20 protein-coding genes are annotated in these 24,217 nt (G+C 73.5%); 14 read left to right on the top strand and 6 right to left on the bottom strand.

All coding sequences use genetic code 11. The features are described from left to right. Nucleotides 1-209 precede the first annotated feature (209 nt). The gene (locus ACTVZO_RS44010; protein WP_443304217.1) at nucleotides 210-1,853 is read left to right on the top strand and encodes a penicillin-binding transpeptidase domain-containing protein; all 1,644 of its coding nucleotides are present in this window, start codon (nucleotides 210-212) and stop codon (nucleotides 1,851-1,853) included. Between the two features lie 352 nt (nucleotides 1,854-2,205). Beyond that, nucleotides 2,206-3,561, top strand: coding sequence for a sensor histidine kinase (locus ACTVZO_RS44005; RefSeq protein WP_443304215.1), 1,356 nt, complete (start codon nucleotides 2,206-2,208; stop codon nucleotides 3,559-3,561). 79 nt (nucleotides 3,562-3,640) lie between these two features. On the opposite strand, the gene ACTVZO_RS44000 is transcribed toward ACTVZO_RS44005, so the two are convergent. After that, nucleotides 3,641-4,945 (bottom strand): D-alanyl-D-alanine carboxypeptidase family protein, encoded by a 1,305-nt coding sequence (locus tag ACTVZO_RS44000; RefSeq protein WP_443304213.1) that lies wholly within the window; start codon nucleotides 4,943-4,945, stop codon nucleotides 3,641-3,643. Between the two features lie 218 nt (nucleotides 4,946-5,163). Here ACTVZO_RS44000 and ACTVZO_RS43995 point away from each other — a divergent pair, with 218 nt between their 5' ends. Further along, the gene (locus tag ACTVZO_RS43995; protein WP_443304212.1) at nucleotides 5,164-6,246 is read left to right on the top strand and encodes a hypothetical protein; all 1,083 of its coding nucleotides are present in this window, start codon (nucleotides 5,164-5,166) and stop codon (nucleotides 6,244-6,246) included. On the opposite strand, the gene ACTVZO_RS43990 is transcribed toward ACTVZO_RS43995, so the two are convergent. Further along, nucleotides 6,233-6,784, bottom strand: a complete 552-nt coding sequence (locus tag ACTVZO_RS43990; protein ID WP_443304211.1) for an ATP-binding protein — start codon at nucleotides 6,782-6,784, stop codon at nucleotides 6,233-6,235. The two genes, ACTVZO_RS43995 and ACTVZO_RS43990, sit on opposite strands and share 14 nt — an antisense overlap. Nucleotides 6,785-7,110: 326 nt before the next feature. Between ACTVZO_RS43990 and ACTVZO_RS43985 the strand changes: the two genes are divergently transcribed. The 11 genes from ACTVZO_RS43985 to ACTVZO_RS43935 all read left to right on the top strand — a co-directional run bounded on the left by ACTVZO_RS43985 (nucleotide 7,111) and on the right by ACTVZO_RS43935 (nucleotide 21,016). After that, nucleotides 7,111-7,251: a hypothetical protein gene (locus ACTVZO_RS43985; RefSeq protein ID WP_443304210.1), complete on the top strand. Its 141-nt coding sequence runs from the start codon at nucleotides 7,111-7,113 to the stop codon at nucleotides 7,249-7,251. Between the two features lie 39 nt (nucleotides 7,252-7,290). Further along, on the top strand, nucleotides 7,291-7,713 hold the full coding sequence (locus ACTVZO_RS43980) for an asparagine synthase-related protein (RefSeq protein ID WP_443304208.1): 423 nt from the start codon (nucleotides 7,291-7,293) through the stop codon (nucleotides 7,711-7,713). Nucleotides 7,714-7,765: 52 nt separating this feature from the next. Beyond that, nucleotides 7,766-8,026 carry a lasso peptide biosynthesis PqqD family chaperone gene (locus tag ACTVZO_RS43975; protein WP_443304207.1) on the top strand — a complete coding sequence of 87 codons (261 nt, stop codon included), beginning with the start codon at nucleotides 7,766-7,768 and terminating at the stop codon, nucleotides 8,024-8,026. Between the two features lie 332 nt (nucleotides 8,027-8,358). Further along, nucleotides 8,359-9,105, top strand: a complete 747-nt coding sequence (locus tag ACTVZO_RS43970) for a PIG-L deacetylase family protein (RefSeq protein WP_443304206.1) — start codon at nucleotides 8,359-8,361, stop codon at nucleotides 9,103-9,105. Next, the gene (gene wecB, locus ACTVZO_RS43965) at nucleotides 9,102-11,255 is read left to right on the top strand and encodes a non-hydrolyzing UDP-N-acetylglucosamine 2-epimerase (protein ID WP_443304204.1); all 2,154 of its coding nucleotides are present in this window, start codon (nucleotides 9,102-9,104) and stop codon (nucleotides 11,253-11,255) included. Before ACTVZO_RS43970 ends, wecB begins: the two co-directional genes overlap by 4 nt. Beyond that, a complete protein-coding gene (locus ACTVZO_RS43960) occupies nucleotides 11,252-12,034 on the top strand; it encodes an HAD family hydrolase (RefSeq protein WP_443304202.1) in 783 nt (260 codons plus the stop codon). Before wecB ends, ACTVZO_RS43960 begins: the two co-directional genes overlap by 4 nt. Next, nucleotides 12,031-14,058 carry a glycosyltransferase gene (locus tag ACTVZO_RS43955; protein ID WP_443304201.1) on the top strand — a complete coding sequence of 676 codons (2,028 nt, stop codon included), beginning with the start codon at nucleotides 12,031-12,033 and terminating at the stop codon, nucleotides 14,056-14,058. The genes ACTVZO_RS43960 and ACTVZO_RS43955 overlap by 4 nt, the downstream gene beginning before the upstream one ends. 167 nt (nucleotides 14,059-14,225) lie before the next feature. Further along, nucleotides 14,226-15,350 carry a hypothetical protein gene (locus tag ACTVZO_RS43950; protein ID WP_443304200.1) on the top strand — a complete coding sequence of 375 codons (1,125 nt, stop codon included), beginning with the start codon at nucleotides 14,226-14,228 and terminating at the stop codon, nucleotides 15,348-15,350. Between the two features lie 140 nt (nucleotides 15,351-15,490). Further along, nucleotides 15,491-17,329: an ATP-binding cassette domain-containing protein gene (locus ACTVZO_RS43945; protein WP_443304199.1), complete on the top strand. Its 1,839-nt coding sequence runs from the start codon at nucleotides 15,491-15,493 to the stop codon at nucleotides 17,327-17,329. Between the two features lie 196 nt (nucleotides 17,330-17,525). Next, the gene (locus ACTVZO_RS43940) at nucleotides 17,526-20,585 is read left to right on the top strand and encodes a nitrate- and nitrite sensing domain-containing protein (protein ID WP_443304198.1); all 3,060 of its coding nucleotides are present in this window, start codon (nucleotides 17,526-17,528) and stop codon (nucleotides 20,583-20,585) included. Then, entirely contained in the window at nucleotides 20,582-21,016 is a 435-nt protein-coding gene (locus tag ACTVZO_RS43935; protein WP_443304197.1) for a roadblock/LC7 domain-containing protein, read from the top strand. The genes ACTVZO_RS43940 and ACTVZO_RS43935 overlap by 4 nt, the downstream gene beginning before the upstream one ends. A 52-nt stretch (nucleotides 21,017-21,068) precedes the next feature. Here the strand turns inward: ACTVZO_RS43935 and ACTVZO_RS43930 are convergent, their stop codons facing one another. From ACTVZO_RS43930 to ACTVZO_RS43915, 4 genes are read right to left on the bottom strand one after another with little or no spacing between them, the layout of a single operon-like run. Beyond that, nucleotides 21,069-21,704: an RNA polymerase sigma factor gene (locus tag ACTVZO_RS43930; RefSeq protein WP_443304196.1), complete on the bottom strand. Its 636-nt coding sequence runs from the start codon at nucleotides 21,702-21,704 to the stop codon at nucleotides 21,069-21,071. 13 nt (nucleotides 21,705-21,717) lie between these two features. Beyond that, entirely contained in the window at nucleotides 21,718-21,900 is a 183-nt protein-coding gene (locus ACTVZO_RS43925) for a hypothetical protein (RefSeq protein ID WP_443304195.1), read from the bottom strand. A 16-nt stretch (nucleotides 21,901-21,916) separates the two neighbouring features. Beyond that, nucleotides 21,917-23,215, bottom strand: a complete 1,299-nt coding sequence (locus ACTVZO_RS43920) for a ferredoxin reductase family protein (RefSeq protein WP_443304194.1) — start codon at nucleotides 23,213-23,215, stop codon at nucleotides 21,917-21,919. Between the two features lie 23 nt (nucleotides 23,216-23,238). Then, entirely contained in the window at nucleotides 23,239-24,156 is a 918-nt protein-coding gene (locus tag ACTVZO_RS43915; RefSeq protein WP_443304193.1) for an FKBP-type peptidyl-prolyl cis-trans isomerase, read from the bottom strand. Between the last annotated feature and the right edge of the window lie 61 nt (nucleotides 24,157-24,217).

Genomic DNA, 24,217 nt, shown 5'->3' with positions numbered 1-24,217 from the left:
GGGAGTCGGCGCACGCCCCGGATCGGGTCAGCCATTGGCCGCGGTTGTCCACTTTGGACCCCGCCGCGCCGCCGAGAGGCGTGCCTAAGGTCTGACCTGGATCCGCCATCGGGCCGACCGCGCCGGGCCCTTGGCCGTACGAGCCCTCCCTCGGCCCTCCCCCGGCCCGGCCTCGGCCGCGCCCCCGCGCACCGACGAAGGACGCAGCCTTGCCCAAGAAGACACACGGCGCGCGACGACGTGCGCGCGCCCCGCGACGCTCGTGGACGGTGCCGACGGTCGTCGTCGGCTGCCTCGTCCTGGCCGGAGCGACCACAGCCGCCTACGCGACCGCGTGGGGTCCCTTCGCGAACCTGCGGCCCGCGGAGGCGGTGGACCCGCAGGCGGTGGACGAGGCCCGGGCCTTCCTGGCGGACTGGGCGGGCGGCACGTTCGAGCAGGCCGCCGGGCGGACGGACGATCCGGACACCGCGCGGCGGACGCTGTCCTCGTTCGTCTCGGGGCTGGACATCGGGAAGTCGGAGCTCACGGCGGGCAAGGCCACGCAGGACCGGGACGGCACCGTCACCGTCGCGTTCACGGCGGGCCTGACCGTCACCGACCTGGGCCGTTGGGAGTACGCCTCGGCGATCCCCCTGAAGCGGGACGCGGCGGGTGCCTGGAAGGTCAACTGGCGGCTCCCGCTCGTCCACCCGCACCTGAGCAGCACCCACAAGTTCCGCCTGGACCGCAAGGAGGGAACGGCCCCGCCGGTCCTGGACCGCGCGGGAACACGGCTGTCGGGCGCGACGTACCCGCTGCTCGCCCCGGCCCTGGCCGATCTCGCCGGCTCGCGCGGCAAGGACACCGGTGCGATCCACCTGGTGAACCGCGACAGCGGCGAGATCAAGGGCACGGAGACGACCTTCGGGGCGCCCGCGCAGGGCGACCCCGGCCAGCCGGTCCGTACGACGATCGACTCCGCCTGGCAGGCGGCCGCCGAGCAGGCCATGGCGAAGAACCTCGACGGGAAGAACGGCGCACTCGTCGCGCTGCGCATCGACAACGGCCAGGTCCTCGCAGTGGCCAACGCCCCGGGCGACGGCTTCAACCGCGCCTTCTCGGGAACGTACGCCCCCGCCTCCACCTGGAAGATCGTCACCAGCGCGGCGCTCATGCTGAACGGCGCGGTCGGCTCTCCCGACACCGTGGTGGACTGCCCCGCGTCCTTCACCGCGGGCAAGAAGTTCACCAACGTCGCGGACGCCGAGCACCGCGGCGCGACCTTCCTCAAGGATTTCGCGGTCTCGTGCAACACGGCCTTCGTCTCCCTCACCGGGAAGCTGGGCAACGACGAGCTGGGCAAGGTCGCCGGCTCGTACTTCGGCATCGGGCAGAAGTGGAGCACCGGCATCCCCTCGTACGACGGCTCCGTACCCGCCCCCGCCGGCGCCAGCGACAAGGCGGCCGCGATGATCGGCCAGGGCAAGGTGCTGGCGAACCCGCTGCTGATGGCCTCGGTCACGGCGACGGCCGTCTCCGGCACCTTCCAGCAGCCCGTGATCACCCAGGACGCCAAGGCCACCGCCACGGCCGGCAAGCTCCCCGAGAGCGTGGTCACCGCACTGCGCCGGATGATGCGCGCCACCGTCACCGAGGGCACCGGGACCGTGCTCGCCGGCCTGCCCGGCGAGGTCGGTGCCAAGACCGGCACCGCCGAGGTCGGCGGGGACAGCGCGAACAACGGCTGGCTGGTCGCCCACCGCGGCAACGTCGCCATCGCCTGCGTCGTCGAGGAGGGGAAGACCGGCGGAGGATCCGCCGGTCCGGTCATCAAGGAGATCCTCACGGCCGTGCCGTCCGATCCCAGCTGATAAGGGTCCCTCACGGGCTTGAGGGCTTACCCATGCCGGAAATTTGCCGGTGGTTTGCGATTCCCCGAGGTGCGGCCGCCGCGCCGTCCGCTAGCCCGTCCCGGGCGGCGGCCTGCGCGAAAGGCGCTGGTCGTCGGCATATGCCCGGCGCCGCCGGGCCGGCCGGCCGGAGGGTCCTTCCGCCGGGCATCGGGCTTTCGGCCGGTCCGGGGCGCAGCGGCATCGGCCACACGGCCGATGCGGCCGTGCCCGGGTCGGGACAACATGAGCGCTTCGCGGACCAGTACCGGAGCGCAGCGCGGCGCGGCCGGTGCCGGTCCGCACCGTCCCCGACACGACTTGGCCCTGAACCATGTACCTGGACCAGTCCTCTGCCCGCCGGCCCTGCCGCCGCGACCTCCTGCTCTCGCTCTGCGCGGTCCTGTGGGGCCTCGCCGACGCCTTCCTCACGCCGTGGCACGGCATGCTCGGCCAGGCCACCCCCACCGCGGCCCTGGTGGCCGCCGCCTTCGCGGGCGTAACCCTGTGGCGCCGGCGGTTCCCCGTGTGCGTGGCGCTGCTCACCCTGGTCGGCTACTGCCTGGTGTACGTACCGGGAGTGGTGGCGCTCGCCCTGTTCACGCTCGGTACCACCCGGCGCCGGGGCTGGATCGTCTCGGTCGGCGTGGGCATCGTCGGCCTCACCGTCCTGTCCGCCACGCCCCTCGGTCTCGCGCTGCCGAACCTCCGTGACTACGCGGGGGGCCTGCTCGACGTCGTGCCGGGCTCCTTGCTCGCCGGCTACGTCGTCGGTCTGCGCGGCGAGCTCGCCAAGGCGGCGCAGACACAGGCCCGCTGCCGGGAGCTCCAGCAGGAGATGGTCACGCGGCGCGCGATCGAGCGGGAGCGCTCGCGCATCGCCCGCGAGATGCACGACGTGGTCGCCCACCGGGTGAGCGACATCGTCCTGGCCGTCGGCGTCCTGGAGGTCACGGGCGCGTACGACGAGGAGACCGTGCGCGGGACGCTCGGGCGGGTGCGCAGGGGCGGGCAGGCGGCTCTCGCGGAGCTGCGCGAGGTCCTCGGCCTGCTCGGGCCCGGACACCCGGGGAGCGCGGGAGATGCCGCGGCCGCGGAGCGGGCGGAGGCCCCCGGGCTCGCGGTACCGGACCTGGTCGCGGACGCCGTGGCGGCGGGCCGACCGGTCGAACTGTCCGTCGAGGGCTACCTCGACGTGCTTCCCGTCGAGGTCCAGCGCGCCGTGTACCGCACCGTCCAGGAGTCGTTGACCAACGCGGCCAAGCACGCGCCGGGCGCTCAGGTGCGGGTGGGGGTCCGCTGCGAGGCCGACGGCGTACACGTGGAGGTCGTCAACGGGCCCGCGCGGTCACGGCCCTTCGAGCTGCCGAGCGCCCGGTACGGCCTGATCGGCCTGGAAGAGCGGCTCCGGCTGCTGGGCGGCTCGCTGTCGGCGGCGCCGCACGGCGACGGGTTCAGGGTGGGGGCGTTCCTGCCCTCAGGCGGCGACGGAGCCCTGGGCGGCGGGGGGCCGGCCGTGGGCCGCTCGCTGCGCCCGCGTGTAGTGCGGCTCACCGAGGTCGGCGACGAGCCGGTTGTAGATGGGGGTTTCGGGCTGGCACCGCGGTATCCGGCGGTGACGTCCCGTGGGGGTGGCTTCCGGGATCATCTTGCCCCTCCATGGGTGGTGAACCGGGTCTTCCTGACATGAGAAATCCTGCCCCATCCGGACTTAAAGCAGCCTGAAATGGGTCTTAGTATCTCTTTCAGTCGCGCTCGGGCCCCGGGATTCACCACAGCCGCCCCAGCTTGTCGAGCAGACCGGGGGCCGCGAGCGCGTCGCGCACGACCACGGCGGCCCCGCCCGTCCCTGGCCCCGTCCCCGGCTCCGCCCCGCCCGATCCCGCCCCGCCGACGGCGAGCCGGCCGACGGCGGTGCCGGGCGCGGCCTCGTGCGGCACCCCGCCGTCCGGCCCCGACAGGGTGACGGCGACCCGGTGGGCGGGCCAGCCGACCACGGTGACCTCCTCGGCGGCGACCACCGCCGTCCTGCCGCCCAGACGGTCGTCCACGTGCCCCACCACGGCACCCTCCTCGACCACGGTCCGTACGGTCAGCAGTCCGTGCACCTCCAGCATGATCTTCTTCGCCGCGGCGGTGACCACGTCCCCGATCGGAACGGCGTGCTGCGCGAGTACCGCGCCCACCACGATCCGGTCCGCCCCGCCGACCCGGCGCACCGAGGCGAACAGCAGGTTCCCGCCGGCCTCCGGACTCGTCCCGAGCTTGATCCCCACGGCCCCGTTGAACGGCACCAGCTGGTTCCGGTTCTGCCAGCTCCTGCCCGACCGATCCTCCCAGTTGGGCAGGACGGTGATGTCGCGCAGCACCGGGCTCTCGACGAACCGCAGCCCGAGCCGGACCTGGTCCTCCGCGGTGCTCACGTTCCCCAGGCCCCGGCCCGACGGGTCCGTGTACGTCGTATCGGCCATCCCCAGCTCCGCGGCCGTCCGGTTCATCTCCGCGACGAAGGCCTCCTCCGACCCCGAGTGCCAGCGCGCCAGCACCCCGCCGGCCGTCTCCGAGGAGCCGACCAGCAGCGCCGCCAGGGCGTCCCGTACGGTGCCCTGCTCCGCGCCGTCCACGCTGATCGGCGCGCCGTCCTCACTCTTCCCGAACGGATGGTCACGGAAGACGACGTACGCGGTCATGGCGCTCGCCACCGAGGAGACGGGCACCGGCGTGCCGCCGCCGTGCGAGCCGACGGTGCCCTGGCCCAGCACCGCCACCGACGCCTGTCCGCCGGCGGGCCAGCTCAGCGCGGGCGGCTCACCGGGGAAGGTGAACGACCGGCCGGACGTCAGGTGCAGGGTGGGCTGGGGGAGCGGCCGCACGGCCTGTGCGATCGCCACGAGCAGGCACAGCAGTGCGACGACCGGACTCCAGATCCGCACCCGTCGCCTGATGGTGCGCAGCAGGCTCGGAGGAGGGGGCGGGGTGTTGGTCAGCTCCGCCAGCAGCGCCAGCGACGCGTACGGGGGGAGGGGCATCGTGAGCGTCGTCTCCGCGGAGCGCTCCTGGTCGCGAAGATCCATCACGTGGACGGTAGAGGCCCGCGGCGCCGCCGCGGCCGGGTGATGGGAGACGGGCGGCGCCTGACCGGCCAGGAGCGGTTCACCCTTGTGCGGTCACCGGTCGGCGCCCGCCGGGCCTGTTGTCGACTTCGGATGACCGTCGTTCATCCGGTGGCGCGGACGGGTGCCGATAGAGTGATCGCCGTTCCGCCATTCCCGCCCATACCTGGAGATTCCCCTTGACCACGGCGATCGTCCCGTCCCCGTCGCAGTCGCCCGCCGAGGCACTTTCCCCGGCGCCCGTCCCGGAAGCGGACGGCGGCGTGCCCGACGCGGTGGCGCGCGACGCACACGAGTTCGGCGCGTACGCGCGCACGGGCGGCTGGGCCTTCGCCCTGAAGGTGGCGCGCAGCGTGCGGCCGGGCGGACAGGGCGCCGACGAGACGGACAAGGTCTCCGCCAGGCGCTTCGCCGAGCTGGCCGGATGCTCGCCGGAACGGGTCATGCGCTACTACAAGGCCTGGGACCTGGCCGCCGACGACGGGCTCGTCCCGCAGTTCGAGGCCCTGTCCGTGGGCGAGGACGTGGAACTCCCCGATGCCGACGCCTGGAGCGGCTACTACGCCTCCCGCTCCAGCGCGACCAGCGTGCGCGGGGTCGCCATCACCGCCGCGGCCGAGGCCGAGGGCATCCGTCCCACCAAGGCCCTCGAAGTCGCCGAGAACCCGACCGCGCTGCGCGCCGCCATCCTCGCCGACCCCGACACGGCGCGCGCCGCCCGGTCGGCGCTGCTGGACCGGATCAAGGAGGACCCGGCCCTGCAGACCGAACTGGCCCGCGACCTCGCCCGTGACGACGAGCTGAAGAAGGCCGTAGCGGGCGAGTCCCGGACCGCCGACCGCATCGGATTCGTCCGCCAGGTCGCCGAGGGCGGCCAGGTGCGCACCCCGGCCGGCCAGAGCATCGACGTACCCGCAGGACTGCGCGCGGAGGCCGAACGCCACCTGTCGCTCATCGACGAACTGGACGACGACGAAGCGGCCGGCCAGTGGGCGGGCGAGGCGTACGAGTCGGTCAAGGCGCTGGTGGCCGAGACCGTGGAGGCCGACCCGGAACTGCGCGTGCGGGAGCGCCGCACGAAGTTCTACAGCAGCCTGCAGAAGGCGACGAAGGTCTTCGAGGAGCTGACCTTCAACGATGCCGACGCGGACGCCGACGCCATCTACGAGGACGACATGGTCCAGCGCCTCGAGGCGCTCCAGGACGCGCTCGCCACCTGCATCACGGCCCTGCGCAAGGCCGCCCCGGCTACGGGACGGTAGCCCGCAGGGGTTCCCGGGCCGGAGCGGCGAACTCGCACCAGACCTGCTTCCCGCCCACCCGGCGGACGGCTCCCCAGCCGTCGCACAGCACCGCCACGAGGCACATCCCGCGCCCGTGCGCGGTGTCGTCGGGAACGGCCCAGCGGGGCACCGGCAGACGCCGCGACCGGTCGAGCACCTCGACGCGCAGCCTGCGCTGCGGCCCGCGCCCGGGCACCCGCATCCGTACGGTGACCCTGCCGCCGGTGTGCCGCAGCCCGTTCCCGACGAGTTCCTGGACGGCGAGTTCTATCTCGGCCGCCCGCGCCTCCAGCCCGCAGGCGCGGGCCGCGGCCCGCACCCGGTCCCGGACGGCGTGCGGTGCGTCCGGGTCGCCCGAGGCCAGCCGCAGCGGCCGGGGGTCCACACCGGACCGGCGGCCGCGCCGCGGCGGGGACGAGCCGATCCTCAGCAGGCCCGCCCAGCCCGCCGCCACCACGAACGAGAGCGCGACGGTGAGGGCGGCGCCGGTGAGGTGGCGGATCAGCAGGAGCGTCATGACGGCCTTCCAGAGCGGGGACAACGGGGCCATCGGACTCCGCCGCCCGGCCGCCTCCCAGTAGATCAACGCGTCCGGGCCGGGCACTTCGGCCGGACGGCCGCCGGACCCGGCCGAAAGGCCGATGACCGCGTTCGGCCACCCCCCCCGGGCGGCCGGGAACCCGCTGCCGTTCCGGTGGCGAAAGACCTGCGACGACTGGACGACCTGGGACACGAGCCGTGCTTGTGGCTCCTGCAGGCCACCCCCGAAGGGGGACACGATCATGGCGTGGGCCGGTCCTGGGCCCGCTTCTCCGTATCGGCAAGAGCAGAGGGGACACGTCCGTGAAGGACACCAAGAAGGTCGCGCCGGTCCGCTACACCGCTCCCTCCCTGACCAAGGTCGCAACGTTCGGCAAGGACGCGAAGGGCAACTCGCAGCGCGGCAGGACCGACACCACGGCGTCCGGCCACCGCATGGTCTGACCCCGCGCCGCCCCCCTCCCGGCAGGAAGGTGCACCGGCATGCCCTCCGCATCGCTGACGGGTCATCTGCCCGTCTTTCCCGACACCCCCGGTGGCGGACGGGCCCGCGGGAAGATCCCCTTCGCGCTTCCCCGCACGTATCCGTACGCCCTGGACGACCCCGAGGCGCCCCCGCGGCTGACCCGGGGCCTCACCGTCCTGCACGCCGCCGCCCACCGGCTGTCCGAACGCGGGGCCCGGACGCACCTGGCCGGGCACGGAGCCGACGAGCTGTTCCGCGGCGGCCCCACCCCTCTGCACACGCTGCTGCGCAGGCGCCCGCTGACCGCCCTGCGGCAGATGCGGGTGCACCGCGCGCTGCGCCGCTGGGCCGTGCTGCCCACCCTGGCCGGTCTGCTCGGACCCACCGCGAGCGAGCAGCGGTCCGGCTGGAGGCCGCGGTCGGGGCCGAGTTGTGGCTGAGGGCGGTCGCCGCCGCGCGCACCGCCGGCTCGACACAGGAGAGGACTGAGGCATGACCGTGCGTCTGTGCCCCGGCACGACGACCGCCGAGACCGATGACGGCACCGTTCTGCTGAACGAGCGGACCGGCGACCACTGGCAGCTCAACGCGACCGGCTCGATCGCGCTGGAGCGGCTGCTGGCGGGCCACGGCATCGGGGCGCTGGCCGCCGACGTCGCGGCCGTGTACGGGATTTCGGCCGTCCGGGCGCGCGAGGACCTGACCGCGCTGCTCTCGCACCTGCGGGCGGCGGGCCTGATCGAGGCGGGCTGATGCCGCGCCGCGTGCGGGGGCTGAGCGAAGGGCGCCGCCCAGCCCCTCGCCGCCCGGCAGCCGGGCGGCGCCGCTCGTCCATGCGGCCACCTGCCGCGTCCGAAAGCGGACCGGAATGGTGACAGCGCAGGGAAGAGCGGTGCAATTCTTTATGGCCATGGGTGGATCCGGGTGCCTTCTCATGGCAACGGAAGCCGTGAATCGCGTGCATAGAGTAATTAACGGCGCTCTGTGGGGCGGCCAACGACCCTTTTTTCGTGAGGGTTTCTGAGTCGAACAGTCACCCCTGCGGGGCGAAAGGAATTCCTGGGCGGATGATCATAATTCCTCGTGTGTATCAGGGGGGCACGGCCCCGGATGATCCGGTGCCCGGGCGGCGGGCGGTCCTCGCCGTCGGAGCACACCCCGACGACATCGAACTGGGCTGCGGCGCCACCCTCGCCGCGCACGTGGACGCGGGCGACCGGGTCGTGATGCTCGTGCTCTCCGGAGGCGAACGCGGTCCCGGCGCCACCGTCGCCGAGCGCCGTGCCGAACAGGAGAAGTCCGTCGAGGTCATCGGGGCCGAACTGCACTGGGGCGGCTTCCCCGACGGCCGGATCCCGGACGGGTGCGAAACGATCGAGCTGATCGAGCACCTGATCGACGAGATCCGCCCGGACGTGGTCTACGCACACGCCCCCGAGGACTCGCACCAGGACCACCGCTCCGTCTCCCGGGCGGTGGAATCCGCGGCCCGCGACGTCCCCTCGCTCCTCTTCTACGAGTCGCCGACCACCCTCTCCTTCGACCCCTCGGTGTTCGTGGAGGTGAGCGGCACCGCCTACCGCAAGCTCGCCTCGCTCCAGGCGCACGTGTCCCAGGTGACCGCCAGCGACCGGGTGGACCTCAGGGCGATCCAGGCGCTGCTGCACGTGCGGGGCGCGCAGGCGCGTTCCGGGTGCGCGGAGGGATTCGCCGCCCGCCGGCTGACCCTGCCGGCGTTCAGTGCGGCCGCGCCGGCCAACGGCGAGGCCCGCGCGAGCGCGGGCCGTTCGCCGCTCGGCGACCAGATGTTCCACGCAGCGGGCCAGGGGTGAGGGACATCGCCGCCATACTCGTGACCGGTGCGGGCGGTCCCGCCGGCACCGCCGTCGTGGAGCGTCTGAGGTCCGGCCCGCACCGGGTGGTCGCCGCGGACGCCGCGGCCGACACGGCCGGCCACCGGCTGGCCGACGTGCCCGCACAACTGCCGTCCGGCGACGACGCTTCGTACGGCGAAGCCGTGCTGCGTCTGGTCGCCGAGCACCGGATCGAGGTCCTCGTACCCACGGTCGCCGAGGAGCTCGTCGCGCTGGACCGCTGCGCCGGGCGTCTGGCGGAGCTGGGCTGCCGGACCCTGCTCCCGCCCCCCGAGGCGGTCGAGGCCTGCGCCGACAAGTACGCCTTCGCGCAGCTGTGCGCACGCCACGGCATCCCGGTGCCCGAGACGGTGCTTCCGGGCATGCCGCTCCCGCCCGGCCCCTGGGTCGTCAAGCCCCGCCAGGGGCGCGGTTCCCGCGGGGTCCGGGAGACCTCGTCCGCCCAGGAGGCGGGCCGGTTCGCCGCGGGCCTTCCCGACGCCGTCGTCCAGACCCGGCTGCCGGGCCGGGAGTTCACCGTCGACGTGCTGGCCGGACCCGACGCGGAGGTGGCCCTCCTGGTGCCCCGCTGGCGGGAGCAGGTGCGCGGCGGCATCTCCACCGCCGGCGAGGCCTTCCGGGAGCCGGAGATCGAGAAGCAGGTGGCCCGGCTGGTCGAGGCGCTGGGCTTCCGCGGTGCGGGCAACGTCCAGGGCTGTCAGGCGTCCGACGGATCCTTCGCGTTCTTCGAGATGAACCCCCGGTTCTCGGGCGGACTTCCGATCTCGCTGGCCGCCGGCGCGGACCTGGTGGCGGGGTACATCGCCCTCGCCCAGGGAATCCCGCTGCCCGCGGCGGCCGCCGACTGGCGGCCAGGGGTCCGCGTCGTCCGCTACCTCACCCAGGCGGCACCGCGCGAGGCGGCGGCCCCCGCGGGGGATCGGCCGCAGGTCACCGCGGCGGAGCCTGCTGTCCGCCGCAGGATCCTGGTGCCGCTCGGCACCCGGCCGGAGATCGTCAAGCTCGCCCCCGTGGTCCGCGGCCTGGCCGCGGCGCACGACGTGCGCGTGGTCTTCACCGGCCAGCACGGCTCGGCCGCCCTCGGGGACCGGATGCTGGCCGAGTTCGGCCTCGAACCGGCCGAGCGGTGGGACACCGGCCCGGCCGCGGGTCCCGCGGGCCCCGCGCGCAGCGGTGCGGAGCGGCTGGGCGCGCTGGTGGCCGAGGCGGGCCGCGGCCTGGACCGGCAGGGCCCGGACGCGGTCCTGGTCCTGGGCGACACGAACACCGTGCCCGCGTTCTGTCTCGCCGCCGTGGACGCCGGGCTGCCCGTGGTCCACCTGGAGGCGGGCCTGCGCTCGTACAACCCGTTGTCCCGCGAGGAGGCGAACCGGAAGCTCGCCGCCTCCCTGGCCTCCCTGCACCTCGCGCCCACCGCCAGGGCCGCCGCGGTCCTGCGCGCCGAAGGGGTGCCCGCCGACCGGATCGAGGTGGTGGGCAACCCGGGGCTGGACCCGCTGCGCGCGCGGGGGGTGGCGGTCGTACCGCCCGCCCGGCGTGCGGGCGTACTGGTCACCGCCCACCGGCCGACGACCGTGGACCGCCCCGATCGGCTGGCCGAAGTGATCGGCATCGTGGCGGCGCTGGTGAGGCAGGAGGGCGGCGTGCTGTTCCCCCTCCACCCCCGCACCGCCGACCGGCTGCACGCCTTCGGGCTGATGGAGCAGCTGGCCGCGACCGGGGCCGAGATCCGCGACCCGCTGCCCTATCCCGAACTGCTGGAACGGCTCCGCCACAGCCGGGCGGTGGTCACCGATTCGGGCGGCCTCCAGGAGGAAGCGGCCTGGCTCCGCGTCCCCGCCGTCGTCATGCGCGGCTCCACGCCGCGCTGGGAGGGCGTCGAGCGGGGGCTGGCCCGGCTCAGCCCGGTCCGGCACGCCCCGGTGTGCCGGGCCGTCGCGGAGATGACCGAACCCGCAGCCGCGGCCCGGCTGGCGGACCTGGACTGCCCCTACGGCGACGGCCGGACCGCGGAGCGGGTGGCCGCGCTGCTGGGCCGGGAGGACGTCTGGCGGCGGCTGCGGCCGGCCGAGCCGGACTACACCGACGGGCGGGTGCCCGCCGTATGACCGTCATCCTGGACACCGCACCCTGTCCGCACTGCCCGCGGACGGAGCCCGGAGGGAACTTCACGCGTCCGACGCCCTTCCTGCTGCGGGCGGTCTCCGTCGACCTCGACGACACGCTCTACCCGCAGGCGGTGTGGCTGGACGGCGCGTGGCGGGCGGTGGCCGACGCGGCCGCCGTACGGTACGGTCTCTCCCGCCACCGGATGTACGAGGCCCTGGTCCAGGCGGCCGGCCCCGGCAGTGACCGGGGCGGGATCATCGACCGGGCGCTGGCCCGGGTCGGCAGCAAGGCCGATCCCGGCCCGCTGGTGGCCGTGTTCCGCTCCTACCGGACCGGTCAACTGGCCCCGTACCGGGGAGTGGTGGCCGCCCTGAGATGGGTGCGCCGGGTGGGCGTCCGGATCGCCGTCGTGACCGACGGGCACCCCCCGCAGCAGCGGGACAAGCTCGCCGCCCTGGGGCTGGACGCGCTGGCCGACGCCGTCGTGGTCTCGGACGAGCTCGGCGGCCGACGGTTCCGCAAGCCGGCGCCGGAGCCGTTCCTGGAAGCCGCCCGGCGGCTGGGAGTCCGGCCCGGCGAGATGGCCCACGTCGGGGACCGGCCGGACAAGGACGTCGCGGGCGCCCACGCCTCCGGACTCCTCGGGGCGGCGCGCGTCCGCACCGGCGAGTACGCCGAACTGCCCTGCGGAGTGCCCGAACTGGGCTGCTACCCCGACGCCGCCTCGGCGCTGATCCACCTCGTGAGCGCCGCGTCCGATCCGCGGTCCGCGCCGTGAGGGCCCCGGCCGGCACGGTGCCGGGCCGGCGGGCCGCTCCCCGGCCGGCCTACGGCGAGCTGGCGGTGTGGGCGCTCGCGGCAGCACTGATCGGGGGCCTCGGGACCTGGCTCCTGGGACCGCGCGGCCCGGCCACCATCATCTTCCACCTCTGTCTGCTCTGTTTCTTCGTGTCCGGGGCGCGCACCCTCACCCTGGTACGGGCCGCCTCCTCGTCCGCGATGAAGCGGGCCGCCCGGCGCAGGCCGGCACCCGAGGCCCGCCACTCGGTGACCGTCATCGTGCCCTGCCACAACGAGGAAGCCGTGGTGGACCGGCTGGTGCGCAGCCTGCTGGCACTCGACTACCCCCGCAAGCTCCTGCAACTGATCATCGTGGACGACGGCTCCACCGACGCCACCTCCGACCGGCTGAAGACCTGGGAGGAGCGTCACCCGGGGCGGCTGCTGGTCCTGCGGCGGCCCGGCGGCGGCGGCAAGAGCGGAGCCCTGAACCACGCGTCCCGCTACGCGACCGGCGACGTCATCGTCGTCTACGACGCCGACCACGCACCGGAACCCAAGGCCCTGCGCTACCTCGCCGCCTGCTTCGACGACCCCAACGTCGGCGCCGCGCAAGGCCGCTGCGTCATCGGCAACGGCAGGGACAGCCTGCTGTCCAGGCTGGTCTCGATCGACTACCTCGGCGGCTACATCGTCGGCGAGCAGGGGCGCAGCGCCTACGCGGGCATGCCCTCGTACGGCGGGGCGAACTGCGCGGTCCGGCACAGCGTGCTCAGGGACATCAGGGGCTGGAACGAACGCTCGCTGACGGAGGACACGGACCTGACGCTCCGTGTCATGCTCGCCGGCCACAAGGTCCAGTACGAACCGGACGCGCTGGACTACGAGGAGGCCGTCACCACCCCCAGGGCGTACTGGCGCCAGCGCCGCCGGTGGGCCACCGGCCACCAGCAGGTCTGCCGCGACTACCTGCGGCCGGTACTGCGCTACCGGGGCATCTCCCTGGCGCAGAAGACCGAGCTGGTCTACTACCTGCTCATCTATCACCTGCCGCTGGTCAACCTGGCCGGTCTCGTGCTGGGCCTGTTCGTCATGGCCTACCCGCAGGACCTGGTCCCGATCTCGGTCGCCCTGTGGCCCATGCTCTTCTACGGCCCCCTCATCCAGCTCGGCGCCGCCCTGATCGCCACCCGTGCTCCCGCTCGTCACTTCCTGCTGCTGCCCCTCTACTTCCCGCTCTACGTCTTCGGCCTGCTGGTCGTCTCCAAGGCGTGGTTCGACGGAGTGACGGGACGGGCCGGCGGGTGGGCCAAGACCGCCCGGGCGGCGCGCAAGCCACAGGCCGCGGTGGATCCGGCGCCCGGCGCCGGGCCCGACCTGCCGGCGCCGACGCAGGAGCCGGCGTACGCGGACGAGGTGCCCGAGCCGCGGGACGGCGAGGCGTACGACCGGTTCCCGCACGCGAGGAGGGGGTCCCTGCGCGGCAGCCGGGGCGGACTGGCCTCGAGCAGCCGGTGGGCGCCGGTGGGCACGGTGGTGCTGATCGCCGTCGGTCTCGTCGCGTACTTCCTGACCAAGGACCCGGTGCGGGGCTTCGAGGGCACGGCGAGCGTCCGCTTCGCAGAGCTGATCGCGCCGTCCCTGGAAGCCTGGGTGGACGGTCCGGGCGTGTTCGTGCGCCGGGACCAGGACGTGGGCGCCCTGCTGTACCTGCGGATCACCGCGAGCTGCTCGGTCGGGCCGCTGTTCATGGCCGCGGCCGCCATCGCACTGTCGGTCCGCAGCATCGTCCGGCTCCCGCACCTCATCGCGGGACTGGTCGCCTGCGTCGTGCTCGTCTTCTGCGGCAACGTGTTGCGGATCTCCTCGCTGATGCTGATCGCCAGGGAGCTGCCGACCCGCGACGTGGTGGTGATCCACGACTCGGTGGCCGCTCTCTTCTCCCTCGGTTTCGTGCTGGGCGGACTCGTCGTGCTTTTCCTGATACTCCGGTTCGGCAGTCGAATTCGGATGGCTTCCTAGGCCGTGAGCTCGGAATTGGCTCGGAATGGACCCGGAATGGGTCAACTTCCGTACGCAGCTTTGTAGTCGTTGGGGAGTTTGGTTCGACTTTGTCGGGCGTCTGGCGGCTCTCGTGCTTAGCAGGATCTTCCTGTCGCAACTGTGCGCATCGAAAGGAAAGTCTGAAAATGACTGTCAAGCACCGGCACGCGCTGATATCCAGCGTCGGTGTCATTCTCGCGGCCGGATCCGTGGCGCTGGCCACGCCCGGGTTCGCGATGGCGGCGGGCACCCCCGCGCCGGGCCCGGCGAAGCCGGAGACGAAGGCGGGCGCGGAGCCCATCTACACGCTCGGCTACTCCAACCGGCCCAACAGCATGGACTCGGAGTTCCGCTACGACGGCATCGTCGCGGCTCCCAAGGGCGTCGGCATCAAGGCGATCAGGTACGCGTACAACGGTGACGGCAACGCCCGTACGACGGCCAAGGAGGTCTCCCGGGGCAGGGGCGGGGTGGGCGAGGAGTACGAGGTCGTCAGCACGAAGACGGAAGGGGACAACAGCAAGATCACCTTCACCCTTCGCGGAGACTTCGGCCCGGGCGGCAAGGCGCCGTACTGCCCGACCACCGAGTACCCCGTCCGGGTCGAGGTCGACCTGACCGACGGCACCAAGCAGGTCGTCGAGCCGAAGATGGACATGCGCCGCTTCGACCGCTGCGACGGCCAGAGCGGTACGGAGGGCGGCCGGCCCGTCGTCCGGCTGCCCTGGGACAACGCCTGGCGCAGCCCGGACGGCAACAGCGCGGACGGCTGGGGCTTCATCACGGACACCGGCAAGGTGCCGGGCAACAAGTTCATCATCGACGCCTCCAACCCCCGGCACGGCACCAACCTGCCGTGCAACCGCACCGACTCGGTGTACTACCAGTGGGTCAAGTCGGACGGCACGGCGTCCCAGCTCACCCCGGAGCCGGTCAAGCTCAACGTCACCCCGCACGGCAACGACTGGTCGAAGAAGATCGAGTTCACCGGGACGACCGACTTCACCAAGGACGGCCCCGGCTACTACAAGCTGCTCGCCTGGCCGCAGGCCGACAGCACCGGCGGCCAGGTCTGCCAGGCCAGCTGGAAGGCGGGCGACGCCTCCCAGGCCTTCCAGGTGGGCTCCGTGTTCTACGGGCAGGCCGATGAGCTCGACACCCCGCTGACCAGCCCGGCCGTGATGGGCACCGTCGGCCTGGCCACGGCGGCGGTCGCCGCCGGCGGCGGCGTCTGGCTGACCCGGCGTCGGCGTAGCCACACCACCGCCTGACGGCACATCAAAGAGAGCCCGGCCGCCCCAGCCGATGCGCCGCGGACCGACCGGCGGCCGGGTTCTCGTCCGTACCGAGTGTTGCCGTGCGGGCGCGAACCGGGTGCGATCCGGGCGCCGGACCGGTTGAAAGGCCTCACATGCCACCACCCGCGCTGACGTATCCGGAACCACCGGATACCGGTGTCGGCCCCGACAACCCCGAAAGCCCCGGCAGACCCGAAAGCCCCGCCATCCGGCTCACCGCCCGCAACCTGCGCACGTCCGTCCGGCAGTTCGGCAGACGCAAGACCCTGCTCGACGACGTCACCCTCAGCTTCCCGGGCCGTTCCCTCATCGCCGTCATCGGCCCCTCCGGATCGGGCAAGTCGACCCTGCTGCGCGCCCTCACCGGCTACCAGCCCGCGGACCGTGGCGAGGTCCGCTACAACGGCCTCGACCTGTACCAGCACTTCCACCTCCTGCGCCGGGAGATCGGCTTCGTCCCCCAGGACGACATCCTGCACACGCAGCTGACCGTACGGGCCGCGCTGCGCTACGCCGCACGGCTGCGCTGCCCGGCCGGAACCAGCGAGGAGGATGGCCACCGGCGGACCGAGCAGGTGCTGGCCGAACTGGGGCTCACGCACCGCGGCGAAGCGAGGATCGCCACGCTCTCCGGAGGCCAGCGAAAACGCGTCTCGGTCGCCCTGGAACTCCTCACCAAACCGTCCCTGCTCTTCCTCGACGAACCCACCTCCGGACTCGACCCGGGGCTGGACCGCCAGGTCATGGAGATGCTGCGCGGCCTGGCCGACGGCGGCCGCACGGTGGTGCTCACCACCCACGCCGTGAGCAGCCTGGAGCTGTGCGACCTCCTGCTGGTGCTGGCTCCCGGAGGCAGGACCGCCTACTTCGGACCGCCCGACGAGGGGCTGGAGTTCTTCGGCAGGGAGAGCTGGGCGGACGTCTTCGACGACTTCGAGAGCTCCCCGAACGGGTACTGGGGCGACGGCTACCGGAAGTCGGAGCAGTACCGCGCCTACGTCGGCGACGCGGCTCCCGCGACCACCCGCTCGGCCGTCCGGACACAGATCAGGCTGGCGAAGGAAGCCGCAGGCCCTCCCGGAGGGGTCGCCCAGTTCCGCACGCTGGTGCGCCGCCACGGATCGGTGATCGCGGCCGACCGCGGCTACGTCGCCCTGCTGGTCTTCCTGCCCCTCCTGATGGGAATCCTGACCCGGGCCGTCCCGGCCCCGGACGGCTTCATGATGGCCGGTCAGGAAGGTATCAACGCCGAGATGTGCATGCCGCGCTTCAACGCGGACGCCTCGCGTGTCGTCGTGATGCTGGCCGTCGGCGCCTGCTTCACCGGAATGGCCAACTCGGTACGGGAACTGGTTCAGGAGCGGGTCATCTACCAGCGGGAACGGGCCACGGGGCTGTCGCGCACCGCCTACCTCACGTCCAAGATCGTGGTGCTGGGCCTGATCACGGCGCTCCAGGGCCTGTGCATCGCCGGCGTGGGCCTGGCCGGGCGTCCGCTGCCCGAGAAGGGGCTGATGCACTCGTGGCCGCTGGCCGAACTGCTCGTGGCCATGGTCATGCTGTCGGTCAGCTCGATGGTCGTCGGGCTGGTGGTCTCGGCACTGGTCAGGACGGGCGAGCAGACCATGCCCCTGCTGGTCCTGGTCACGGTCTTCCAGGCCGCGGCCACCAGCGCGGTCTTCCCGATCTTCAACCGGGACGTACTGGCCCAGCTCGCGTGGCTGGCTCCCTCCCGCTGGGCCGTGGGCGCCATTGCGGCCACGGTGGACCTGTCCCGCATCGGTCCGCCCGCCGACGCCGCGGACCTGGACGTCACCGATGCCGTCTGGAACAGCCAGACCACCCAGTGGCTGACGGACTGCGGCGTGCTGGCCGCGCTGTTCCTGACGGGCTGCCTCGCCACCTTCCTGCTGCTGCGACGGCACGAACCGTCGGCCATGCGCAGGAGATGACCGCTCCCGGGCCCGTCCCCGATCGGCGGTCGGCCGTGTCCCGGCCGTCGACCGGCCGTCGACCGGCCGTCGTATGGCGCACCGGAGTCAGCCTAAGGAGCACTGTTCAGGCCTTTCTTCCGGGCTCGCCCACGAGTGGGGTCCCTAGGCTCGGAAGAGAAGAGAGGCCGAGGGCAGAGAGGCTGGCACGCCACACATGGATCTCGGATTCCGGGACGGACCGACCGGCGGCCGGCGCTCCCGAGGGCGGCTCGCCACCCGGCTCGTCACCGCGCTCGGCCTCCCCGCCGTCCTGTGCGCGGCCCTGGTCGCCTTCCAGATCGCCGACGCGCTGGACCACGCCGACCGCAGGCAGACCGCCCAGCGCAGGACACAGCTCGTGTACGCGGTGACGGTGGCCGCGCACGCCCTGCAGAACGAGCGTGACGTCGCCGCGCTCACCCCGGGGCGCCGCACCGCCGACGTGGACAAGTACCGCGCGGCGACCGACGAGGCGCTGAAGGACTTCCGTGGCAAGGCCGCCGCCGCGGACGCCGACAAGGAGCTCGACGAGCGGATGAAGCCCGTCGACAAGGCCCTCGCCGATCTGCCCGTGCTGCGGGACAAGGCGTTCACCGCGGACTTCGGCGCGGTCGCCAGCCAGCAGGCGTACGAGAGCATCCTCACCACCATGCTCCACCTGGACACCGTCCTGGACTTCGGCGACGAGGAGCCGATGGCGGAGGGCTGGGCCCTGCACTCGCTGTCCATCGGCAAGTCGGCGCTCTCTGGGCAGCGGGCCCTGGTCAGCGCCGGGCTGGCCCAGGGGGGCCTGAAACCGGACGAGGCCGCCGCGGTCCGCGAGCTGCGCGGCGTCCGGGAGCGCGCGCAGCAGGAGTTCAGGAACCTGGACCTGGGCGAGGACCGGGACCGCTACGACGCGACCGTGCGCGCGGACGACGTCACCGGTCTGCTCGACCGCGTCCTCGCCGACCCCAAGGGGGTGGGCGGGGTGAGCATCCAGGACTGGCACCGGGCGGCCACCACGATGCTCGACCAGATCGACCAGGTGGAAACCGCCGCGGCCCAGCGGCTGCTGGACCACGCCACCGCAGGCGAACGGACCGCGCAGCGCAAGGCGCTGGCCGGAGCCGCGATCGCCGTGGCGGCGCTGCTGATCACCATGACCGTCGCGGCGACGATGGCCCGCACCCTGGTCACCAGGCTCAGGAGCCTGCGCGACGCGGCCCTGAGGGTCGCCGAGAGCCAGCTGCCGGAGCTGGTCGAGCAGATCTCGGCGGGGGGCGGCGAGCCGGTGGAAGTCGAGGCCGCCCCCATCGACCTGGCCTCCCGGGACGAGATCGGTGACGTCTCCCGGGCCTTCGACGCCGTGTTCCGCGAGGCGGTCAAGCAGACCGCGGAACAGGCGGCGCTGCGTACGGGCATCAACGCGATGCTCGTCAGCCTCGCGCGGCGCAGCCAGGGACTGGTCCACCGTCAGCTGGACGCGATCACCTCGCTGGAGAACGCCGAGCGGGATCCGAAGACGCTCGCCGAGCTGTTCCGGATCGACCACCTGGCCACCCGCATCCGGCGCCACGGCGACAACCTGCTCGTCCTGGCGGGCGCGGATCCGGGCAGTTCCTGGCCGGCCCCCGCGCCCCTGATCGACGTCGTCCGCGCCGCGGCCGCCGAGACCGAGGAGTACACCAAGGTGCGGCCGGCGGTGATGCCGGAGATCGCGCTGCGCGGGCCCGCGGTGCACGACGTGACGCATCTGCTGGCAGAACTGCTGGAGAACGCCGCGCAGTTCTCCGGGCCGGGCCAGCAGGTCCAGGTGGTCGCCGCGAGCACGCCCGACGGCCGCCTGGTCGTCGAGATCCGCGACGCGGGGGTCGGGATCCCCCCGGACCGGCTGGAGGTGCTCAACGCCAGGCTGGAGGGGGAGCACCAGGTGGAACTGGCCGTCTCCCGCTGCATGGGGCTCTACGTGGTCGGCCGGCTGGCGGCCAAGCGCGGCATGCGGGTCCGGCTCCGGTCGGGCCCCGAGGGGACCACGGCCCTGGTCATGCTGCCCGCGGAACTGCTCCACACCGCCCCGGCCAAGGCCGCTCCCGCTCCGGCCAACCCGGGCCTGGCCGCCCCGGGACCGGTCGCTCCGGGACAGGCTGCTCCCGGCCTGGCCGCCCCCGGCCCGGTCGCTCCGGGCCTGGCTGCTCCGGGCGTGGTTGGCCCGAGCTTGGTTGGCCCTGGACCGGTCGCTCCGGGCCTGGCTGCTCCGGGCGTGGCTGCTCAGGGACCGGCTGTTCCTGGTCCGGCCGCCTTCCGGCGCGCCGCTCCTGGTCCGGCGGGTTCCCGGCCGGCTGCCCCCGGTCTGGGTGGCCCGGGTGTGGGTGCCCACGGACGGGTTGCCGCCGGCTCGGGTACCTCCGGACCGGCTGCCGCCGGGTCGGGTACCCCTGGCCCGGCCGTCCCCGGCCCGGCGGATCCGGCTCCAGCCGCCTCCCGGCCCGTACCGGACCCAGAGGTCCCGTCGGTCAACCGGCCCTCACCGGTCGTGCGCGTCGTACCCCACCCGGCCGTGCCCGGCCCGTCCCAGTGGCACACCACGGTCCCGGTGCCCGGGACGCCGCCGACCGTGCTCGAGCAGCCCCCCGCGCGCGACGAACTCCCCGTCGGCGGGACGCCCCCGGTGCACGAGCCCGCACCCGAGCCGGCCCCCGTGTACGAGCCGTCCCGTGTGTACTCGCCGGGCCCCGGCTACGAGCAGCCGCCGGTGTACCAGCCGACCCCGATGTACGAGCAGCCCCCGGTGTACCAGTCGACCCCCGGCTACGAGCAGCCCCCGGTGTACCAGGCGACGCCCGGCTACGAGCAGCCCCCGGTGTACCAGTCGACCCCCGTCTACGAGCAGCCCCCGGTATACGAGCCGGCCCCGGGCTACGAGCAGCCGCCGGTGTACCAGCCGACCCCGATGTACGAGCAGCCCCCGGCGTACGAGCCGGCCCCCGTGCGCCAGCAGCCGCCCGTGCACCAGCAGCCCCCGGTGCGGCAGTCGGCCGAGGTGCACGAGCAGCCCCGTGTGGCCCCGTCCGGCCTGCCGGTCCGGGTGCCCATGTCCCACCTGCGACGGGGCTCCGCCGGCGCCGCGCCGGCGGACGACACGACGCGGGAAGGCGGGACCGACGCCGGGCAACTGCGACGGCAGGCGGCGGACTTCCGCGCCGGGGCACACCGAGCCCGCCACCCGCACACGTACCCGACGAAGGAGACATGATGTCCATCGCCACCGCCGCCGACATCAGCTGGCTGATCAACGGCTTCGCCCAGCGGACCCCAGGCGTGCTGCACGCCCTGGTGGTGTCGGCGGACGGGCTCGAACTCGCCTCCTCGGCGGGGATGGACCGCGAGAGCACCGAGCGGCTCTCCGCCCTCGCCTCCGGCCTGCTGTCACTGACCCGCGGAGCCGCCGAACTGTACGGCTGCGGGCGGATGAACCAGACCATGATCGACATGGAACGGGGGTGCCTGTGCCTGATGTCCATCGCCGACGGGTCGGCCCTGGCGGTCCTGACCGAGGTCGGGTGCGACATCGGGCTCGTGGCGTACGAGGCGGCCCGCCTGGTCGACCAGACGGGCCCGGCGCTGACCCCCGCGGTACGGGCGGAGATGCGCAGCAAGCTGCTCGACTGGCAGCACCAGGGGTGACCTGCCGGCAGGCGGTGGCGTAGCGGCCGTCCGGCGGATCCGCCGCCGGCGGTCAGCCCTCCCGGACCGGCGCGGCGAACCCCGGACGCCCGTCCGAGCGGGCCTGGAGCATCGCCCGGTGCGCGCCGCGGGCCTGCCGCATCGCCCGGCGGGCCCGGTAGAGCCGGGAGGACACCACCGTCGTGCTCACCCCGAGCCGGACGCTCATGTCCGGCACCGACTGCCCCTCCAGATAGCGCATGCGCAGGACCTGCCGGTGGGCCGGGGCGAGGGCGGACAACAACTCGGCCGCCTCATCGGCTTCCGCGCCGGCGCCGCCCTGCTCCCCGAAGCCGGCGCGCTCTCCCACGTGTTCGCCGATGTTCGCCACGGGGTACTCCCTGCGGTTGCGGGCCGAGCGCCGCTGGTGGTGGCTGCGCGCCACACTGAACAGGTACGGCCGCACGTCACCGAGCGGGCCGCGGCCCCCCAGCAGCGCCCTCAGCGTCGAGGCGAACGTGTCGGACACCAGGTCGTCGACCTCGTACGGCGCCCGGCAGCCCAGCCGTTCGGCGTACCGGGCCACCGCCGCACGATGGTCCCGCCACACCTGCTCGAACGCCGCGCGGTCGCCCGCCCGGACACGGTCGCAGTTCTCCCGTTCCCCGGGAGGCTGGGGCAGCCGCGCACGAGAACGCGCAGAGGTCATGGCGGGCTCCGGATCAGGGATGCGGCCGGGCCGAATCGCGGTGCGGCCGGTTGGAGTCGCGGGGGGACTGCGGGACCGCGTGATCGGCCAGTACCGAGGCGAGCTGGCCGCTCACGGCGAGGATGGCCGCCGCCACCAGGCAGCGGACCGCCGCCGTCCGGCGCAGTGGGGGCCGCTGTCTGCGGTGCCTTCCCATCGGATGCCGCCCTTCCTCAGACGCCGAACGATTCGGCATGGATCCTGCGGCGCGGCGTCCCGGCCTCCGTGAGCGCGGCGGTGGCGGCACGGACCAGGCCGGGGGACCCGCAGAGGAACACGGTGTGGTCGGCCAGGTCCGGGACAAGCGTGGCGAGGGCCTGGGGAGTCAGGGGGTCCGAAGACGAGCGGGGGCCGAGCAGGAAGTGGATCTCCGCCCCGCGCCGCCGTGCGATCGCCTCCAGTTCGCCGCGCAGCACGAGATCGCCCTCGTGCGAGGCGCGGTAGAGCAGCGTGAGCTCGCCCGGGGCGGTGGGCAGCGACTCGAACAGCGCCCGCAGGGGAGTGATGCCGATGCCGCCGGCCAGCAGGAGCACCTTGCCCCCGTCGAACCGCTGGGCCGTCAGGGCCCCGAAGGGCCCGGTGGCGAAGACCCGGGTGCCCGGCCTGACCCGGCGCAGCCGCCGCGTGTGGTCGCCGAGCGCCTTGACCGTGACCCGCATCCGGTCTCCGTCCACGGGCTGGGACAGGGAGAGGGGCAGGGCCGTACGCCACATCCGGCGGTCGGCGAACCGCCAGCGGAAGAACTGCCCCGGTTCGGCACCCAGTTCCCGGGTCCGGCGCCCCTCGACGACCACCGATACGACGTCCGGGCCCTCGTGGCGGATCTCCACCACGCGCATCCGGTGCCGCAGCGCGGCGCAGACCGGGACGACGATCCGGTACCACACCAGGGTCACGGCGACCACCGTGTGCAGGAGCGTCCACGTCCACGTGTAGAAGCCGGAGGCGGACACCTCGGGTCCGGTCAGCTGGTGGAGGAAGCCCAGTGCACCGCCGAGATAGCTGCACAGGTGGACCAGGCTCCACGCTTCGTGGCTGATCCGGTTCCGGATGGCACGCATCGACGCCATCCCCACCGCGATCAGGATGACCGTGCCCACGGTGGCGGCGGCGATGGCCGGGTAGTAGAGGTGGACCCGGACGACGGCATCGACCAGGCCGAGACCGGTGGCCGCCATGTAGCTGAACGTCGCGAAGACGGCATGTGCCACGCACAGCGCCAGGACCCAGCGCCCGCCGCGGGCGTGCCAGCGGATCAGCCGGTCGGCCCCCACCCCGTGCTCGACCGCGGGGACCCGCGCCATGAGGAAGAGCATCACGAGGATCCCGTAGCCGCCGAGCAGTCCGCACAGGCGGGCCGGGATGGACCACAGCACGTCGGCGCGGTCGACCAGTTCGACCCGGTCCACCCACAGGGCGGTCACCGCGAGGGCGCCCAGCAGGACCGCTGCCGCGAAGGTGCGAGGAGTCACGAGTTGTGTGGTGCGCCGCATGTCTACTGTGCGGCGGGCCGGATGACATCGATGATGTCGATGACGTACGCACCGCCGCCGTCCGCGGCGTCCTTGCCCGCGCCGGGCTCGGCGACGACCAGACGGCTGCCGACGGTCGCCCCGGCCACGAACTGCTTCCAGCCGGCCGGGACCCCTTCGCCGTCGAGGTTGAAGGAGCGCGGAGCCCGCGGGTTGTAGGAGGTCTGGTCCGGGGTGGGCGATCCCCACGGCTGGTGGCTGAACTGGACGACCACCGTGTCCGTCGGGGCCACCTTCTCGCCCTTGCCGGTGAGCAGGGTCGCCGCGGCCGGCTCCTTGGGCGCGGCGGCGTCGGGGAAGCTCAGTTTGGGCACTCCGGCGGAGTCGAACTCCACGGTCGGCAGCCCCGGCGCGCCCGCGCCCTGCTCCGCCTTCTCGCCCTGGGCGGCGGCGTCCTTCGCGTAGGAGCCGAGGATGTCGAACACCACGATCAGGGTGTCGGAGGCCTTGGTGCCGGTCGGCGGAAGGAGGTTGGGGCCGAAGCCCACGGACGCCGGAGCGGTGAGCACGACGCGGCTGCCGGCCTTCTTGCCGATCAGGCTGGTGTCCCAGCTGCGCGAGACGTGGGTACCGTCCATGATCACGCTGTTGGGGTGTCCTCCGGTCCAGGTGCTCAGGTACTCGCGGTTGCCCTCCCACACCCGTATGTCGATGTCGGCGATGACGATCTCGTCGGCCTCGACCGTCTTCCCGCTGCCCGACCGCACGACGTCGACCTGCGGAGCCCTCGGCGGATTGCCCTCGTGGCCGACGGTCGGACGGACGCCGGCCTCGCCGGAGACGCGGACGTCCGCGTGGTCGCTGCGCTTGGTCTCGCAGCCGGTGAGCACCGCGGCCGCCAGTCCCACGGAGAGGAGCGCGGCCATGACACGGTGTCGCATGAGGGTCTTCCTGTTCGGTGACGGCGGCGGGCCCGCGGAAGCGTGCCCGGCGGGTGCGCGA

The sequence above is a fragment of the Streptomyces sp. IBSNAI002 genome (assembly GCF_052244475.1).
Lineage (GTDB): Bacteria > Actinomycetota > Actinomycetes > Streptomycetales > Streptomycetaceae > Streptomyces.
Note: the sequence above shows the minus strand (reverse complement) of the source record. Positions and strands in the feature narration are given on the sequence as shown.